The sequence below is a fragment of the Gallibacterium salpingitidis genome, assembly GCF_030517105.1.
GTDB classification, from domain to species: domain Bacteria; phylum Pseudomonadota; class Gammaproteobacteria; order Enterobacterales; family Pasteurellaceae; genus Gallibacterium; species Gallibacterium salpingitidis.
In genome coordinates this window covers 2385959-2401888 of sequence record NZ_CP103875.1, presented here as the reverse complement: position 1 = coordinate 2401888, position 15930 = coordinate 2385959, and the positions used below count along the sequence as shown (strand labels likewise).

Sequence of the window (15930 nt, the reverse complement as noted above, 5' to 3'; positions counted from 1 at the left end):
ACTCCTTATAAATGAATTAATGTGATTAAGCTAAAGTGGCGACCATAACAGCTTTAATAGTGTGCATACGATTTTCAGCTTCGTCAAATACGATAGAGGCTGATGATTCAAAAACTTCGTCTGTAACTTCTAAACCTTTTAAGCCATATTTCGCCGCAATTTCTTTACCGATAGTAGTGTTCTCATCGTGGAAAGATGGTAAACAGTGCATAAATTTTACTTCTGGATTGCAGGTTAATGCCATTAATTCTGCATTTACTTGATATGGTTTCATTAATTCGATGCGTTCTGCCCAAGCACTTTCAGGCTCACCCATAGATACCCAAATATCTGTATAAATAAAATCAACATCTTTGACGCCAGCAGCAACGTCCTCGGTACAGGTTATTTTTGCACCAGTTTGTTTAGCAATGTCTGCCACTTCGTCTAATAATTTTTGTTCTGGAAAAAATTGTTTTGGTGCAACAAGGCGTAAATCTAATCCCATTAATGCAGCGCCTTCAACGAATGAGTTACCCATATTATTGCGGGCATCACCGAGATAAGCGAGTTTCATTTGATCTAAACGTTTACCTTTGCCATGTTCTAACATTGTGAGAAAATCTGCCAGAATTTGTGTTGGGTGAAATTCATCTGTTAAACCATTCCAAACAGGAACACCAGAATATTGCGCCAATGTTTCGACTAACTCTTGCCCATAACCGCGATATTGAATAGCGTCATACATTCTACCTAAAACACGAGCAGTATCTTTCATACTCTCTTTGTGTCCAATTTGTGAACCGCTTGGCCCAATATAAGAAACATTAGCGCCTTGATCGAAAGCACCAACTTCAAAAGCACAGCGTGTACGAGTTGAAGTTTTTTCAAAGATTAGAGCGATATTTTTCCCTTTCAAACGAGGTTGTTCGGTACCAGTATATTTTGCTTTTTTTAATTCAGCTGATAAATCCAATAAGAATTGAATTTCTTGTGGGGTAAAATCTAATAAGCGCAAAAAGTGGCGTTGACGTAGATTAACTGGCATAAATACTCCCTATGTTGTGTTTAAGATTGTTGTAATTTCTTTAATTGATAAAGTTCCGCTAATGCTTGTTTTGGCGTTAATTCATCAGGATCTAAACTCGCAAGATACTGTACAAGCGCTTGGGTACGTTCATCAACAACAGGTTCAGCAGCAAAATCTAATTCAGTTTGTAAATTAGATTGCGTATTGTGTTTAGATAAGGTTTCTAATTGTTTTAGTTTGTTTTTGGCTAATTGGATTACTGGGCGAGGCACGCCAGCTAGTTGTGCCACCGCTAAGCCATAACTTTTGCTTGCTGCACCGTCTTGAACTGAATGCATAAATGCAATCGTATCACCATGTTCTTTTGCGTCAAGGTGAATGTTCATACATCCGCTTAATTGATCAGGTAGCGCGGTAAGCTCAAAATAGTGAGTTGCAAACAAGGTGAGTGAACGTAACTCTGTTGCTAACCATTCAGCACAAGCCCAGGCTAAAGATAAACCATCGTAGGTTGAGGTTCCTCGCCCAATTTCATCAATTAACACTAAACTATGATTTGTAGCTTGGTGCAAAATATTTGCCATTTCACTCATTTCCACCATAAAAGTAGAACGTCCAGAAGCAAGATCATCCGAAGCACCAATACGAGTGAAAATACGATCGAGCGGACCAATCATTGCTGATTCAGCAGGAACGAAACTGCCTATATAAGCCATTAATGCAATCAATGCTGTTTGACGCATATAGGTACTTTTCCCACCCATATTAGGGCCAGTAATAATTAATAAATGGCGTTGTTGATTAAGTTGTAATGGGTTGGAAATAAAAGGTTGTTGTAAAACAGTTTCAACCACAGGATGGCGGCCACCTTCAATCTTAATTTCAATTTGTTTGCTGAATGTTGGCGCGACATAATTTAAGGTTTCGGCACGTTCGGCTAAGTTAGCCAAGACATCTAATTCAGCTAACGCCAAACTGGTCAATTGTAGATCAGCAAGATGTGGTAACACTAAATCGAACAGTTCTTCATAAAGTTGTTTTTCTAAAGCTAACGCTGCACCTTGTGCTTTTAAGACTTTATCTTCATGATTCTTTAATTCAGGAATAATAAAACGTTCGGCGTTTTTTAGGGTTTGACGGCGCACATAATGTGCAGGTGCTTTTTCAGCTTGCCCTCGACTAATTTGGATATAGTAGCCATGTACTGCGTTAAAACCAATTTTTAGTGAATCAATACCGGTAGCTTGACGTTCTCTTATTTCTAAATTTTCTAAAAATTGAGTAGCACCGCTGGCTAAATCTCGCCATTCGTCTAATTCAGCGTTATATCCGGGAGCAATGACGCCGCCATCACGAATGAGTAATGGTGGTGTGTCTATAATCGCTTTGCTTAATAATTGGTATAACTCGGTAAAATCTTTAATTTGTCCTAATAATGTATCGAATTGACCGTCATTATGCTGTTGTAACAAAGAAAGAATATCCGGGATTTGTCCTAAACCATGGCGTAGGCGTGTCAGATCACGAGGTCTAGCAGAACGCAAGGCAACACGTGCTAAAATCCGTTCCATATCGCCAATTTGTTGTAAGAAAGGTTTTAATGCTGAATATAGTTCAGTATTAAGTAATTGTTTTACCGCATTTTGTCGTTTCAGTAACTTTTCACATTGGCGTAATGGTTGATGAATCCAACGTTTTAATAGTCGGCTTCCCATTGGTGTGTTGCAGTAATCCAACACAGCGGCAAGCGTATTTTCCGTACCACCAGCTAGATTTTGCGTTAGTTCTAAATTGCGACGTGAGGCGACGTCAATAATAATAAAATCGCTTTCTTGCGCTAAGCTAATAGCATTAATATGTGGTAAAGCTGTTCTTTGTGTTTCTTTTGCATATTGCAATAAGCAACCTGCCGCACATAGCGCAACAATGGCTTTTTCAACACCAAACCCTTTGAGATCTTGTGTGCCAAACTGTTTATTTAATAATTTTATCGCAGTGACTAGTTCAAATTCCCAAATCGGACGACGGCGTAAGCCTTTATGGTGTTCAAGCAGTGACATCGCAGCGAAATTTTCAGGATATAAAATTTCAACCGGCATAATACGTTGTAATTCCGCTGTTACACTGGCTTCATTGGTATGTTCACTGATTTGAAAACGACCTGAACTCATATCAAGGGTAGCTAAACCAAACAATTTCTTTTCTTGATAGATACAAGCGATTAAGTTGTCTTGGCGCTCAGGAAGTAGCGCTTCATCACTGATTGTTCCCGGGGTTACAATGCGGACGATTTGTCGTTCAACAGGGCCTTTCGTCGTTGCTGGATCGCCAATTTGCTCACAAATTGCGACAGATTCACCTAATTGCACTAATTTAGCTAGATAACCTTCAACAGCATGATAAGGTACGCCCGCCATCGGAATAGGTTCACCAACAGATCTTCCTCGTTTAGTGAGGGTAATATCTAATAATTCAGATGCACGTTTAGCATCTTCAAAAAAGAGCTCATAAAAATCCCCCATACGATAAAACAGTAAAATATCAGGATATTCTGCTTTTATTTGTAGATATTGCTGCATCATTGGGGTGTAAGAAGAAAGGTCACTGTCTAACGTCATCATAATTTATCCTTGCTTGATTGCGGTTGATAGTATAAAAGATGACGGCGTAAAGCGAAAGTTAACAAATTTCTGTTGCTGTAAATTGGTAATAAATTTTGAAAAAGATCGAGATTTGGAAGTAAGATCGCATTTTCGAGAAGTAGCAAAATAAAGTGCTTGATACTGTATAATTATACAGTATAATACACGACAGTAAATTTCCCTTTAAATAATGACGAAGGCAATAAAAATGAAAGATTTTGGTATGAATGAACAAAAAGAAAAAGCACTTGCGGCAGCATTAGGTCAAATTGAAAAACAATTTGGTAAAGGATCTATTATGCGTCTTGGTGACACTCAAACCCTAGATGTGGAAGCAATTTCAACTGGTTCATTAGGGCTAGATGTTGCATTAGGAATTGGCGGTTTACCAATGGGACGTATCGTTGAGATTTTTGGACCTGAATCTTCCGGTAAAACAACATTAACATTATCTGTTATTGCTCAAGCACAAAAAGAGGGTAAAACTTGTGCATTTATCGATGCAGAACATGCATTAGATCCTATCTACGCTTCTAAATTAGGGGTTGATGTACAATCGTTGCTTGTGTCGCAACCTGACCATGGTGAGCAAGCATTAGAAATTTGTGATGCGTTAGTACGTTCTGGTGCAGTTGATGTGATTATTATTGACTCAGTAGCGGCATTAACACCAAAAGCGGAAATTGAAGGCGATATGGGAGATTCTCATATGGGCTTGCAAGCACGTTTGATGTCACAAGCATTACGTAAATTAACCGGACATATTAAAGCAGCAAATTGCTTAGTAGTCTTTATTAACCAAATTCGTATGAAAATTGGTGTGATGTTTGGTAACCCTGAAACCACAACAGGCGGTAACGCATTAAAATTCTATGCGTCTGTGCGTTTAGATATTCGTCGTACTGGTTCAATTACTGATGGCGATGAAGTTATTGGTAGTGAAACTCGTGTTAAAGTAGTGAAAAATAAAGTAGCAGCGCCGTTTAGACAAGCTGAATTCCAAATTCTCTATGGTGAAGGAATTTCTAAAACAGGTGAGTTAATTGAATTAGGCGTGAAACATAAATTAGTGAACAAATCCGGTGCATGGTATTCAATTGATGATGAGAAAATTGGTCAAGGACGTACTAATGCAATGAAATGGTTGGCAGAACATCCGGAAGTTGCTAATGAATTAGAACGCAAATTGCGTGAGGAATTATTATCTAATCCAGATCAATTGTTAGTTGCTGATGAAGCTGATTCACAAGATGATGATGCGTTAGATTTTAGTGAATAATTCTAAATTCAATGTTAGATAGTTTTGTATTGCTTGCCAAAGAACTAGCAAATTAATTATATCAATATCATCTTCTCTGCCGTTGATGGCAGAGAAGATTAATAGAAATCAAATTAGCTAATCTCTTATTTCTCAATAATATGAATGATAATCTTGCTCTTGCTTATGTACTAAAGTTATTGGCTATTCGTGATTACAGTGAATATGAGTTGCGCTGTAAAATGCAGGCAAAAAACTTTTCTGCACAAGAAATTGAAGAGGTAATTGCGAAATGCCAAGCGCGTAATTGGCAAAGCGATTTACGTTTTTGTGAACATTTTTTGTTATCACGTGTGCAAAAAGGCTATGGCTTGCAACGAATTAAGCAAGAAATGCAACAAAAAGGTATCCAAAATGAGGTTTTGCAGCATGTATTAGCGCAAAATGAAATTGATTGGTTTGCATTAGCTAAACAAGTTCTGTGTAAAAAATATCCTGATTATGCAGAAGAAAAAGAATTAAAAACGAAACAGAAAATGTGGCGTTATCTTTATTCGCGGGGTTTTACTCAAGAGGAAATTTCGGCTCTTTTTAAAGAGTATGATTAATTTCCCGATCCCTTTTATCTTATAAAATCATACAAACTGATTACTATAAAAATTCTAATTTTCTCTAGCTATAATTGCTTGCATTCTTTTTATTGACAAATTTAAGTCGAAATAAGCTAAATCTTTCAGTGTTATTTCATTCCACGATGATAGATTGTGGAGTAGAATAGCGAATTTCTTGACCTCGCGAAAAAAGGAAAAATATGAATTTTATCGGTAAATTAATAGGTGTAATTGTTGGTTTTAAATTCGGTGGTTTTTTTGGGGCAATTTTTGGCGCATTTTTAGGCCATTTAGCAGATAAAAAATTATATGAATTAGGCAATGTAGCCTCTTCTTTATTTGGCCACAAGGTATCACGTCAGTCGCTATTTATGCAGACTACTTTTGCGGTAATGGGACATTTAAGTAAAGCAAAAGGCAGAGTTACCAACGAAGATATCCAATTGGCTACTGCAATTATGGATCGTATGCAACTAAGTGCAGATCAACGTCAATTAGCACAAGAAGCTTTTACTCGTGGTAAAGCAACAGATTTTCCAATTCGTCAAGCGATTAGAGAGTTTCGTGTTGGTTGTGGTGAACGCAAAGATCTGTTGAGAATGTTCTTAGAAATCCAAATTCAAGTGGCGTTGAGTGATCAAGAATTACACCCAAATGAGAAAGAAGTGTTGTTTATTGTTGCTGAAGAACTTGGCTATTCTTCTTTCCAATTTGAGCAAATGCTGGCAATGATTTATGCGGCGCGCCAATTCTCGCAAGGTGGTGGCTTTTACTATCAATATCAGCAATACCAACAGCAAGGTTATCAACAACAATCTGGTGGCGGTTATCAAGGGGCAAGACAAAGTTCATCAGGCCCAACATTAGAAGATGCCTATCGAGTACTGGGTGTGTCTGCTAATGATGAACGTGAAGTGGTAAAACGTGCTTATCGTAAATTAATGAATGAACATCATCCAGATAAATTAGTCGCGAAAGGCTTACCAGAAGAGATGATGGAAATGGCAAAAGAAAAAGCACAACAAATTCAAGCTGCTTATGATTTGATTTGTAAAGTAAAAGGGTGGAAGAAATAATGAAATCAACACCAATATTTCCCAAAATTTTAGCAATTTTTATTGCTGCTTTAATGATTTGGTCATTTATCCAACCTTATTCGCGAGAAGTTTGGATTGCCGAAATGGTGCCGGTAATATTGGTGTTTTTGTTATTAATTGTCGCTTATCCTAAATTTCAATTTAGTACTTTAGCTTATGTACTAATGAGTGGTTGGCTAATTATGCACACTATTGGTGCGCATTATACTTTTGAACGAGTTCCTTTTACTTGGGGAAGTGAGTTGTTATCAGGTTGGTTAGGTGACGGCCGCAACCATTTTGACCGCGTTGCACATTATATTATTGGTTTTTATAGTTTTCCGATTGCTGAATTATTAGTGCGTAAACGTTGGGCGAATGTGATTACTGCTGGTTTATTTGGTCTGTTCTCAATAATGAGTATTGCGGCTGCTTATGAGATTATTGAGTGGCAATATGCAGTACAAGAAGGCGGAGATGCAGGAATTGCTTTCTTAGGTTCTCAAGGTGATATTTGGGATGCACAAAAAGATATGTTGGCAGATACTTTGGGTGCAATAACGGCATTAATGTTGTTCTATTGGCAAAGACCAGATAAAAAATGCGCGTAATTTTAGCTCCAATGCAAGGCGTATTGGATCCGTTTATGCGCCAATTATTAACCACATTTAACTGCTATGATCTCTGTGTTTCGGAATTTGTCAGAGTGGTTAATCAATGTTTACCAAAGAAAGTTTATTATCGCCTTTGTCCGGAATTGCAAAATCAAGGCTACACTGCAAGCGGAACGCCTGTAAGAGTGCAATTATTGGGGCAAGAGCCAGAATGGTTGGCGGAAAATGCACATTTGGCAATTAACTTAGGATCACATGGCATAGATCTCAACTGTGGTTGTCCATCAAAAACAGTCAATGGTAGCTGTGGTGGCGCCAGTTTATTAAAGCAACCAGAATTAATTTATCAGGCGACAAAAGCGATTCGTGCAGCAATTGGAACTTCGCAAACATTAAGTGTAAAAATTCGTTTAGGCTGGGAAGAAAAGACATTTGCCTTAGATATTGCGGATGCAGTGCAGCAAGGTGGCGCTGATAAAATTGCAGTGCATGGCCGCACTAAAATGGATGGTTATCGTGCTGACCGTATTGATTGGCAAAAAATTGGAGAAATTCGTCAATACCTGTCGATTCCTGTGATCGCCAATGGTGAAATTTTTAACTGGCAAGATGCGAAAAGTTGTTTAGACATTACAGGTTGTAGCGATTTAATGGTTGCTCGTGGTGCTTTGCAAATTCCCAATTTGAGTGAAGTAATTAAACATCAAGCGGCACCGTTAGCTTGGCGTTATGTGGTGGAGTTGTTGCAACATTATAGTCAGGTAGAAAATCAGTGGGATAGTGGTTTTTATCATTTAGCAAGAATTAAGCAGTGGTTAAGATTTTTGCTGAAAGATTATATTGAAGCAGCGGCTTTATTTGACAAAATTAAAAGCTGTACGACAACGGAAGAATTAAAAATAGTATTAAATAGAGAAGAAAATGAAATATAACTGGATTTTGTTTGATGCTGATGAAACCCTATTCTCGTTTGATTCATTTGCTGGATTGAAGCAACTGTTTGCACACTATAATGTTGATTTTACTGAAGAAGATTTTAAAGAATATCAACAGCTTAATAAGCCATTATGGGTAGCTTATCAAGATGGCAAGATTGATGCGAAAACCTTGCAAGAGAGTCGTTTTGCGGAATGGGGTAAACGTTTAGCGGTAAAACCAGCTGATCTAAATCATGGTTTTTTATTATCAATGGCAGAGGTGTGTCGTCCGTTGGATGGTGTCGTGGAAATGTTACAACGATTACATCAACGGTCTAAATTAGCCATTATTACCAATGGTTTTACGGCAATGCAGCAATTACGCCTTAATAAAACAGGATTAAGTGATTATTTTGAGTTTGTTGTCGTTTCAGAAGAGATTGGCGTATCTAAACCAAATCCACAATTTTTCCGCCATGCGTTGGAGCTGGCCAGTCCTAAAGATACGAAACAAGTGTTAGTTGTTGGTGATACTTTAGAGTCGGATATTTTAGGCGGTAATAATGTCGGCTTAGATACCTGTTGGTTAGATCATGGACGTGAAAATCTAACCGAAATTAAACCGACTTATCAAATTCCACGTATTGCTGATTTATTGCAAGTGGTTGAAAATTCGTAAACTTTTCTTTACGCTGTCTTTATTTCTGTACAGCTACAATGTATGATAGCGCAGTACAGAAATAAGGAGGCAGATAATGCGTTTTGCAATAGCTTGTGTTGATCGAATTGGTGTCGCAAAAGAAGTTCTTGATTTATTAGCAAAAGAGCAAATCAACTTAGAAGGGATTGAGTTAAAAAAAGTTGATAAAAATGGCTTCATCTATTTGAAGATTGAAGACATTGCAGCGTTTCAAACAGAATATTTGATCGACAAGTTACGCGATATTGCTGGTGTTAGCGCAGTTTCACGTTTAGATTACCTACCTTACGAACGCAAAGCGATTGAATTAAATGCTTTATTTGAATCATTACCACACCCGATTTTATCGATTGATTTGGCGGGTAAAATTGAATTCGCTAATCAATTAGCTAGCAAACTATTATTACCCTATTTGCAAGAAAAAAAGCCTAAAGCACTCTCCTTGCAAAATTCTCTATTAGCGGATGCGCTGCCTTTATTACAACAAGCCACTTGGTATAAAGATTTCCTACAACAATCACAACAAGATCATTTATCAACTGCACTTTCCTACCAAATTCAATTAGATGATCAACAATGGCGCATGGATGTATTGCCCTTAACTTTTAAGGAAACTGACCAAGTATTTGTGGGTAGTGTGGTTACCTTGCAATCCTTTGATATGTTACGTATTGATCCGCAACAATTTAATGCTTATCACAGCAATACTTTTGCTGAAGTGGTGGCAAAAAGTAGAAAAATGGCAGAATTAGTCGAATTAGCGAAAAAATTCGCATTTTCTGATGCACCTTTATTGATCCAAGGGGAAACGGGTACAGGTAAGGAGTTTATTGCCAAGGCGTGCCACAATCTAAGCAATCGTCGTGATCAAAAATTTATTGCTGTAAATTGTGCTGGATTACCGCCAGAGGATACCGAAGCAGAGATGTTTGGTTATCATACCAATGAGCGTCAAAGTATTGGCTTTTTTGAATATGCGGATCAAGGTACAGTGCTGTTAGATAACATTGCTGAATTATCTTTGCCAATGCAGGCAAAATTATTACGTTTTCTACATGATGGTACTTTCCGTCGGGTCGGTGAAGAACAAGAACATTATGTTAATGTTAGGGTGATTTGTACTACACAAGAGCCGTTATCAACTTATGTTGAGCAAGGTGTCTTGCGAGAGGATCTGTATCATCGTCTAAATGTGCTAGCATTAACGATTCCACCATTGCGAGAACGACAAGAAGATATCCCAGGATTAGTTGCACAATTTGTGAAACATATTGCTGCTGAATTAGGGATTCCTCAACCGCACTATTCAACAGAGTTTATTGCCTTTTTACAAAAGTATGCTTGGGCTGGCAATGTACGGGAGCTTTATAACGCACTGTATCGTGCTTGTTCGTTAGTAGAAAATGGGCAGTTACAGATTGCAGGCTTACATTTACAAGATCGTATGATTAGTAATTTTAATTTGGAGCAATTTGAGGGCGTCACTTTAGAGGAAATGTTAGGACGTTTTGAAGCGGCAATTTTGCAAAAGTTTTATGCAGAATATCCGAGTACCAGAAAATTGGCGCAACATCTAGGTATTTCACATACTGCCATTGCGAATAAATTACGTCAGTATGGAATTACCAAGTAGTCTAAATTAGCTATAACAGTATGATGACAAAATATGCTAGAATAGACGGTCAAATTTTTTGATTTTTCTGGGTAGCTGGCATTAACCCATAATTAGCGGAGGAATAAATGACGGTAGCAGCGAATAGACGTTCAATCATGACCCTTTTTTCAGATAAAAATGATATTTATAGCCATCAAGTCAAAATTGTTTTAGCCGAAAAAGGCGTAGCCTATGAAATTGAAAATATCGAACCAGGCGACATCTCAGAAGATTTATTAGAACTCAATCCAACTGGTAGTTTACCAACTTTAGTTGATCGTGAATTAGTACTATTTAATTCACGTATTATTATGGAATATCTTGATGAACGTTTCCCGCACCCGCCATTGATGCCTGTTTATCCAGTTGCGAGAGCACAATGTCGTTTATTGATGCAGCGTATTGAAAATGACTGGTATCCACTTTTTGCTAAAGCAAAAGATGAAACTCATCCAGAATCAGCAGCGGCGAAAAAACAATTGAGAGAAGAGTTATTAGCGATAGCGCCAGTATTTTCACAATATACTTATTTTATGAGCGATGAATTTAGTTTGGTGGATTGCTATTTAGCGCCATTATTTTGGCAGTTGCAATTATTAGGTGTGGAATTTAGTGGTGCAGGTAGTAAAGCAATTAAAGGCTATATGAATAAAGTCTTTTCACGTGATAGCTTTGCTAAATCATTAGGAAATAGTGCAGCTCTTAATATTATGGATGATAAGTAAGGATTAGTTATGGCAACAATTACGCCAAAACCAAAACGACCATATCTGTTACGTGCTTATTTTGATTGGTTAGTAGATAACGAATTAACACCTTATTTGGTCGTTGATGCAGACTATCCGAATGTTGATGTTCCTGTTGAATATGTTCGTGATGGTCAAATTGTGTTGAATTTATCACCGAATGCAGTAGGTAATCTTTCATTAGGTAATGAAGAGATTCGTTTTAGTGCTAGATTTCAAGGTGTTATTCGCCATATTGTGATTCCATTGGGAGCAGCAATGGCGATTTATGCACGTGAAAATGGGGATGGCGTGATGTTTGAACCTGAAGATGCGTATGATATTGAATACCTTGATACTGAACAACCAATCGGTTTTCATCAGATAGTTGATAATCCTAAGACTTCACAAGACACAGAACAGAAAAAAGAGAAGAAAAGCGAGAAAAAAACATCGCACTTACGTGTTCTTGATTAATCCTCCATTATGCCGCAATTGAATGCGGCATTTTTTTATTTCCTCGAGCATCATCACAATTTACTCATCTTACGATAAAGGTTTTCTGAGCGGTCTATTATTGTATCCTCGTTATAGAGGAGAAGGATAATGCAGAAATATCATACTGGATTCACGTTAGTTGAAGTATTAACTGTGATTTTGATTTTGGCATTATCGTGGTTATGGCTGACACCGACTTGGCAGCAATTTAATTCGCAATTGAAACTGTATATCGAACAATGGCGTTTAAAACAATATTTAGCACAAGTGCAACAACGAGCAAATACATCAATGGGAAGTTGGGGATTGCGAGTAAGCGTTTCTCCGGATCGTCGCCGTTGGTGTTTATTAGCACAACAAGAAAAGGGGAATTCCACTCCTTGTGATTGTTTTCATTTAGCTACTTGTAATCAAGCGAATAATCTCGTCTATTTTCCTTATAGCAGCAATAACATCAGTTTTCATACGAAATACACTTATCCACAACCTTTAACAGTGTTTAATAGCACACGCAATACCATGCGTAATAGCTGTTTTATCTTGCAACTGCAGAATAGCAATCAGCCTCAAAAAATTGTTTTTAAATACAGTGGATTCGGTGAGGTAAAAGTTGATGATCAAGAAACAACCAGTGCCTGTTTATCCTATGCCTCGTAAAACAACACCTTTTCTATTGGGTGTCACTTTACCGGAATTGTTGGTGACGTTGGCAATTGCTTGTCTGCTAATGATGATTTTATCGAATTGGGTATTGTATCTTTATCGTCAACAAGAACAACGACAACAACAATTACAGTTACAACAGGCTGTCCATAGTGCGTTACAACTGATGAGCAAGGATCTGCGCCGCAGTGGATACCATTTCCCAAAATCTCAGCATAATTTATCGCTATTTCAATGGCAAAAACGTAGTTTGACACTCAATCTACCGAAGCAAGATTACTATCAATGCGCTATGTTTTTTTATGATCTGAATAAAGATGGCTGCATAGGCAATCAAAATAGCAATACGGCCTGTACGATGGGTGCACAAAATAACAGTCAAAATATCCAAAAAGAGTTGTTTGGTTATCGGTTAGCTGCAGGAAATCTAGAAATGCTATTTATGTTTGCAGGAACGATTAATGAAAATTGTACTACTACTAACTGCCAACGACATATAAATAATACAAGTTGTTACAGCAAAGGTTGGTCAAAATTTTTTGATCAACGTTATGTGGTGAGAGAGTTAGCTTTTCGATGGTTGGCTGAACAGCGAGGACTTAGTATCAGTTTAACAGTATCGTTGCGTTCGGAGCCAACGTTAAGTTATCAAGCAACTGCACTTGTTCCTTTGCTCAATGAGGTCGCTGAATGAGAGGTTATTATTCAGGCTATTTCAGCTTGTTAACGATATTAGTATTAGGTAGCTTAAGTTTGCTATTGTTGTGGCTTCATCAAGATAGCTTACATTTTTATCAACGCGGTTTATTAGCAAGAAATAGTGATCTGACGATGCAAAGGAAATTGTTTCGTCAATATCAACAACAATATGCACAACTTTGTCAACCAACAACAGCTAAAGAGAGTGCATTTAGTGAGGAGCTGACGGTAACGGGTAAGCATACTGCGGCAATTTTTTATGTTGATTGTTTAAAAGAGGCTCTGTTTATTGAGTTACCGAAGGCAAAACAAAATCAACCAAGAGCAAAATATTTAAATGCTCACTATTTGATAACTCAGCCAGTATATGCTGAACCAATTTATACCTCGTTACATCAACCACTATTATGGATTATTGATCAGCCAACAGTGTGGCAATTAGATGGAACAATTTATGGTGTTGTGATTAGTAATGCCGATTTGAAGATAGACGGAAAAGGGAAAATTGTCGGCGCTATTATTAGCGATCAGAAGGTTATATTAGGCAATAAGGTCAAGATCGAATTTAGTTCATCAATTGTAAATAGTCTGAATGCTCAATTCTCACATTGGCGACTGGCAAAAGGAGGTTGGCATGATTTCTAATTTCCAGAAAGGGCATACGTTGATGGAAATGCTAGTGGTATTAAGTTTTCTGTCAGTAATGTTATTAACTGGGCAACGTTGGTTAAATCAACAGCAGCAACAAACAGCCAAGTTATGGCAATATGCACAAGCGTTACAAATTGCAGAAAATCAACAAACATTGCAATTGTTGGAGCAATCTTGCCAACCTCAAGTAACACAAAATAAGGTGACTTTTCTGATTCGTTGTGAGGCGGATATGATTGTTGTTGAATATCCGTTGGGGCAAGTAAAAATTTACGGATAATGTTATCGTTTTGTTTCATGATCAGTATAATAAGTGCCATTTTATCAACAAGGAGCATTTATGTCAGAAACGTTTAAAGAGATTGAAGCAGTTGATGCTTGGCAATTAATTCAACAACAGCAAGTTGCATTAGTTGATGTACGAGATATCCAACGTTTTTCTTATAGTCATCCTCAAGATGCTTTTCATTTAACTAATCAAAGTTATGGTGAGTTTTGCGATCGTTATGACTTTGATGTTCCGATCGTGGTAATTTGTTATCATGGTAACAGCAGCCGCAATGTGGCGCAATTCTTAGTCGAACAAGGTTTTGATGAAGTATATAGCGTTAGAGGTGGATTTGACGCTTGGGTTAAAGCTGATTTACCGGTTGAGTCTGGTTTGGAGTAAAATTAGTAAAAAGCACTACGACTGATAATAAGTGTAGTGCTTTTTTATGCGCTAATAGTAGCTTAATGTAATTCCTAGCGAAGCAAGGAATTTTTGCTCTTGTTGTAATTCCGTTTGTAGCAGTGGATTACGCGCAAGATAATTGGTTGGAAAGAGTAACTGCCATTTTTGTGTCGAGTTAGTAGATAAACTAATTTCAGCTTGTTCAGTGGCTTGTCGTGTTTTATTAAATAGAACAGCAAAACGTAGCAATAAAATCAGCGCTAACACATCTTCATTGTTATAGCGATAACAATCAGGAATATCTGCAATTCTAAAAATACCAGTATGGAATCGTGCCAAAATAGCGAGTAAACGCTGTTGTTCACTATCGAAACCGGGTAGTTCAGTATTCTGTAAGATATAGGCAGAATGTTTTTGTACATTGCGATGATTAATGACAATACCGACTTCGTGGGTTAGTGCAGCGTAGAAAAGGATTTGGCGTAATTCATAAGCGAATTTTTCTTCTTTCCATGAGTTAAATTGATTTGCCAACATTTGTGCAATATGCGCAACTCGTGCTGCCTGTTCACGATCGAGATTAAATTGTTGATTTAAACTATTAACGGTACGTTCGCGAATATTACTTACTCTAAATTTATCTTCAAAGTTATACATTACTCCTTCTCGCACCGCACCGTCTGAGTAGCGCATTGCTTTAATCTGGAAGTTTTCAAATAGGGCAACGAGAATCGCTAGACCAGGGACAAAGACGTCAATACGATTATGATGTAATCCCGGTAAATGAATTTGGCTAAAATGTTCTGCTTTTAGCGTACGTTCTACTAATTCATTTAAGCGCGGCAACGTAATTAAACCATCTTTAAAATGTAACGCGAGCAACACTTCACTGACAGTTTTGATTGTACCAGATGAACCTAAAGTCGCTTCCCAACCCAATTGGCGATATTCCCAAGCAAGATCTTCAATTTTTTCCAAAGCACATTGCTTAGCTTGCTGGAAGCGTTCAGCACTTAATTTGCCATCAGCAAAGAAGCGTTTGGCAAAACTGACACAACCCATATGACGGCTTTCGGCAATTAATGGTGTGAAATCATCTCCAATAATCATTTCAGTTGAACCGCCACCGATATCAATCACTAATTTCCGACCTTTTTCTGGCTGTGTATGTGAAACACCAGCATAAATCAATTTCGCTTCTTGCTGTCCAGAAATGATATTAATTTTATAAGGGAAAACACGCGCCGCTTGTTGTAAAAATTCGTCACTATTGACTGCACGACGTAATGTGTAAGTACCAATAACTTGAACATTTTCCGCTGGGAATCCTTGTAAACGTTCAGAAAAAAGCGCAAGACAAGCAACACCACGATCAATGGCTTGTTGGCTTAGAACTTGATCTTTATCTAATCCTTCGGCTAATTGTACTTTTTGTTTTAGTCTGGAAAGAATTTGGATTGAGCCGTTGACAATGCGGGCAACAATCATATGGAAACTGTTTGATCCGAGATCTACGACGGCGATTTCTTTCATAATAATT

General features: G+C 37.7%; 17 protein-coding genes and 1 pseudogene. 15 read left to right on the top strand and 3 right to left on the bottom strand.

Annotation, left to right across the window (positions count from 1 at the left end; all coding sequences use genetic code 11):
• Positions 1-25: 25 nt before the first annotated feature.
• Together argF and mutS are read right to left on the bottom strand one after the other, a co-directional pair.
• Positions 26-1027 carry an ornithine carbamoyltransferase gene (gene argF, locus NYR30_RS11415; protein WP_066108747.1) on the bottom strand — a complete coding sequence of 334 codons (1002 nt, stop codon included), beginning with the start codon at positions 1025-1027 and terminating at the stop codon, positions 26-28.
• A gap of 20 nt (positions 1028-1047) precedes the next feature.
• Positions 1048-3627, bottom strand: coding sequence for a DNA mismatch repair protein MutS (mutS, locus tag NYR30_RS11410; protein ID WP_066112132.1), 2580 nt, complete (start codon positions 3625-3627; stop codon positions 1048-1050).
• 247 nt (positions 3628-3874) lie between these two features.
• Here mutS and recA point away from each other — a divergent pair, with 247 nt between their 5' ends.
• The 15 genes and pseudogenes from recA to glpE all read left to right on the top strand — a co-directional run bounded on the left by recA (position 3875) and on the right by glpE (position 14387).
• A complete protein-coding gene (recA, locus tag NYR30_RS11405; RefSeq protein ID WP_066108849.1) occupies positions 3875-4930 on the top strand; it encodes a recombinase RecA in 1056 nt (351 codons plus the stop codon).
• A 140-nt stretch (positions 4931-5070) separates the two neighbouring features.
• Entirely contained in the window at positions 5071-5517 is a 447-nt protein-coding gene (recX, locus tag NYR30_RS11400) for a recombination regulator RecX (protein ID WP_066112041.1), read from the top strand.
• Positions 5518-5720: 203 nt separating this feature from the next.
• On the top strand, positions 5721-6596 hold the full coding sequence (gene djlA / locus NYR30_RS11395) for a co-chaperone DjlA (RefSeq protein WP_066109447.1): 876 nt from the start codon (positions 5721-5723) through the stop codon (positions 6594-6596).
• Complete coding sequence (locus NYR30_RS11390) at positions 6596-7207, top strand: DUF2238 domain-containing protein (protein ID WP_066112039.1); 612 nt, start codon at positions 6596-6598, stop codon at positions 7205-7207. Before djlA ends, NYR30_RS11390 begins: the two co-directional genes overlap by 1 nt.
• Positions 7198-8142 carry a tRNA dihydrouridine(16) synthase DusC gene (gene dusC, locus NYR30_RS11385; RefSeq protein ID WP_066112037.1) on the top strand — a complete coding sequence of 315 codons (945 nt, stop codon included), beginning with the start codon at positions 7198-7200 and terminating at the stop codon, positions 8140-8142. Before NYR30_RS11390 ends, dusC begins: the two co-directional genes overlap by 10 nt.
• Positions 8132-8806 carry a pyrimidine 5'-nucleotidase gene (yjjG, locus tag NYR30_RS11380; protein ID WP_066109437.1) on the top strand — a complete coding sequence of 225 codons (675 nt, stop codon included), beginning with the start codon at positions 8132-8134 and terminating at the stop codon, positions 8804-8806. The genes dusC and yjjG overlap by 11 nt, the downstream gene beginning before the upstream one ends.
• 76 nt (positions 8807-8882) lie before the next feature.
• Positions 8883-9086 (top strand): annotated as a pseudogene (locus NYR30_RS13680) (ACT domain-containing protein); the annotation flags it as partial.
• Positions 9087-9488: 402 nt separating this feature from the next.
• Positions 9489-10460, top strand: coding sequence for a sigma 54-interacting transcriptional regulator (locus NYR30_RS11375; protein WP_231924937.1), 972 nt, complete (start codon positions 9489-9491; stop codon positions 10458-10460).
• Between the two features lie 107 nt (positions 10461-10567).
• On the top strand, positions 10568-11206 hold the full coding sequence (gene sspA / locus NYR30_RS11370) for a stringent starvation protein SspA (protein ID WP_066112033.1): 639 nt from the start codon (positions 10568-10570) through the stop codon (positions 11204-11206).
• Positions 11207-11215: 9 nt separating this feature from the next.
• Positions 11216-11683 (top strand): ClpXP protease specificity-enhancing factor, encoded by a 468-nt coding sequence (locus tag NYR30_RS11365; RefSeq protein WP_066109428.1) that lies wholly within the window; start codon positions 11216-11218, stop codon positions 11681-11683.
• Between the two features lie 129 nt (positions 11684-11812).
• Positions 11813-12361, top strand: a complete 549-nt coding sequence (locus tag NYR30_RS11360) for a prepilin-type N-terminal cleavage/methylation domain-containing protein (RefSeq protein WP_066112032.1) — start codon at positions 11813-11815, stop codon at positions 12359-12361.
• On the top strand, positions 12318-13061 hold the full coding sequence (locus tag NYR30_RS11355) for a prepilin-type N-terminal cleavage/methylation domain-containing protein (RefSeq protein ID WP_231923851.1): 744 nt from the start codon (positions 12318-12320) through the stop codon (positions 13059-13061). The genes NYR30_RS11360 and NYR30_RS11355 overlap by 44 nt, the downstream gene beginning before the upstream one ends.
• Positions 13058-13711 (top strand): DUF2572 family protein, encoded by a 654-nt coding sequence (locus NYR30_RS11350; protein WP_066112030.1) that lies wholly within the window; start codon positions 13058-13060, stop codon positions 13709-13711. The genes NYR30_RS11355 and NYR30_RS11350 overlap by 4 nt, the downstream gene beginning before the upstream one ends.
• On the top strand, positions 13701-13997 hold the full coding sequence (locus NYR30_RS11345) for a DUF5374 domain-containing protein (protein WP_066112028.1): 297 nt from the start codon (positions 13701-13703) through the stop codon (positions 13995-13997). Before NYR30_RS11350 ends, NYR30_RS11345 begins: the two co-directional genes overlap by 11 nt.
• A gap of 60 nt (positions 13998-14057) precedes the next feature.
• On the top strand, positions 14058-14387 hold the full coding sequence (gene glpE / locus NYR30_RS11340; RefSeq protein WP_066112026.1) for a thiosulfate sulfurtransferase GlpE: 330 nt from the start codon (positions 14058-14060) through the stop codon (positions 14385-14387).
• 51 nt (positions 14388-14438) lie between these two features.
• Here the strand turns inward: glpE and ppx are convergent, their stop codons facing one another.
• On the bottom strand, positions 14439-15923 hold the full coding sequence (gene ppx, locus NYR30_RS11335) for an exopolyphosphatase (protein ID WP_066109411.1): 1485 nt from the start codon (positions 15921-15923) through the stop codon (positions 14439-14441).
• Positions 15924-15930 lie beyond the last annotated feature (7 nt).

Coding starts and splice junctions, on each gene's coding strand:
- recX (WP_066112041.1), top strand. CDS start 5,071: ATGAATGATAATCTTGCTCTTGCTTATGTACTAAAGTTATTGGCTATT.
- dusC (WP_066112037.1), top strand. CDS start 7,198: ATGCGCGTAATTTTAGCTCCAATGCAAGGCGTATTGGATCCGTTTATG.
- ppx (WP_066109411.1), bottom strand. CDS start 15,923: ATGAAAGAAATCGCCGTCGTAGATCTCGGATCAAACAGTTTCCATATG.
- argF (WP_066108747.1), bottom strand. CDS start 1,027: ATGCCAGTTAATCTACGTCAACGCCACTTTTTGCGCTTATTAGATTTT.
- NYR30_RS11360 (WP_066112032.1), top strand. CDS start 11,813: ATGCAGAAATATCATACTGGATTCACGTTAGTTGAAGTATTAACTGTG.
- NYR30_RS11345 (WP_066112028.1), top strand. CDS start 13,701: ATGATTTCTAATTTCCAGAAAGGGCATACGTTGATGGAAATGCTAGTG.
- sspA (WP_066112033.1), top strand. CDS start 10,568: ATGACGGTAGCAGCGAATAGACGTTCAATCATGACCCTTTTTTCAGAT.
- NYR30_RS11350 (WP_066112030.1), top strand. CDS start 13,058: ATGAGAGGTTATTATTCAGGCTATTTCAGCTTGTTAACGATATTAGTA.
- NYR30_RS11375 (WP_231924937.1), top strand. CDS start 9,489: ATGTTACGTATTGATCCGCAACAATTTAATGCTTATCACAGCAATACT.
- yjjG (WP_066109437.1), top strand. CDS start 8,132: ATGAAATATAACTGGATTTTGTTTGATGCTGATGAAACCCTATTCTCG.
- mutS (WP_066112132.1), bottom strand. CDS start 3,627: ATGACGTTAGACAGTGACCTTTCTTCTTACACCCCAATGATGCAGCAA.
- glpE (WP_066112026.1), top strand. CDS start 14,058: ATGTCAGAAACGTTTAAAGAGATTGAAGCAGTTGATGCTTGGCAATTA.
- djlA (WP_066109447.1), top strand. CDS start 5,721: ATGAATTTTATCGGTAAATTAATAGGTGTAATTGTTGGTTTTAAATTC.
- NYR30_RS11390 (WP_066112039.1), top strand. CDS start 6,596: ATGAAATCAACACCAATATTTCCCAAAATTTTAGCAATTTTTATTGCT.
- recA (WP_066108849.1), top strand. CDS start 3,875: ATGAATGAACAAAAAGAAAAAGCACTTGCGGCAGCATTAGGTCAAATT.
- NYR30_RS11365 (WP_066109428.1), top strand. CDS start 11,216: ATGGCAACAATTACGCCAAAACCAAAACGACCATATCTGTTACGTGCT.
- NYR30_RS11355 (WP_231923851.1), top strand. CDS start 12,318: ATGATCAAGAAACAACCAGTGCCTGTTTATCCTATGCCTCGTAAAACA.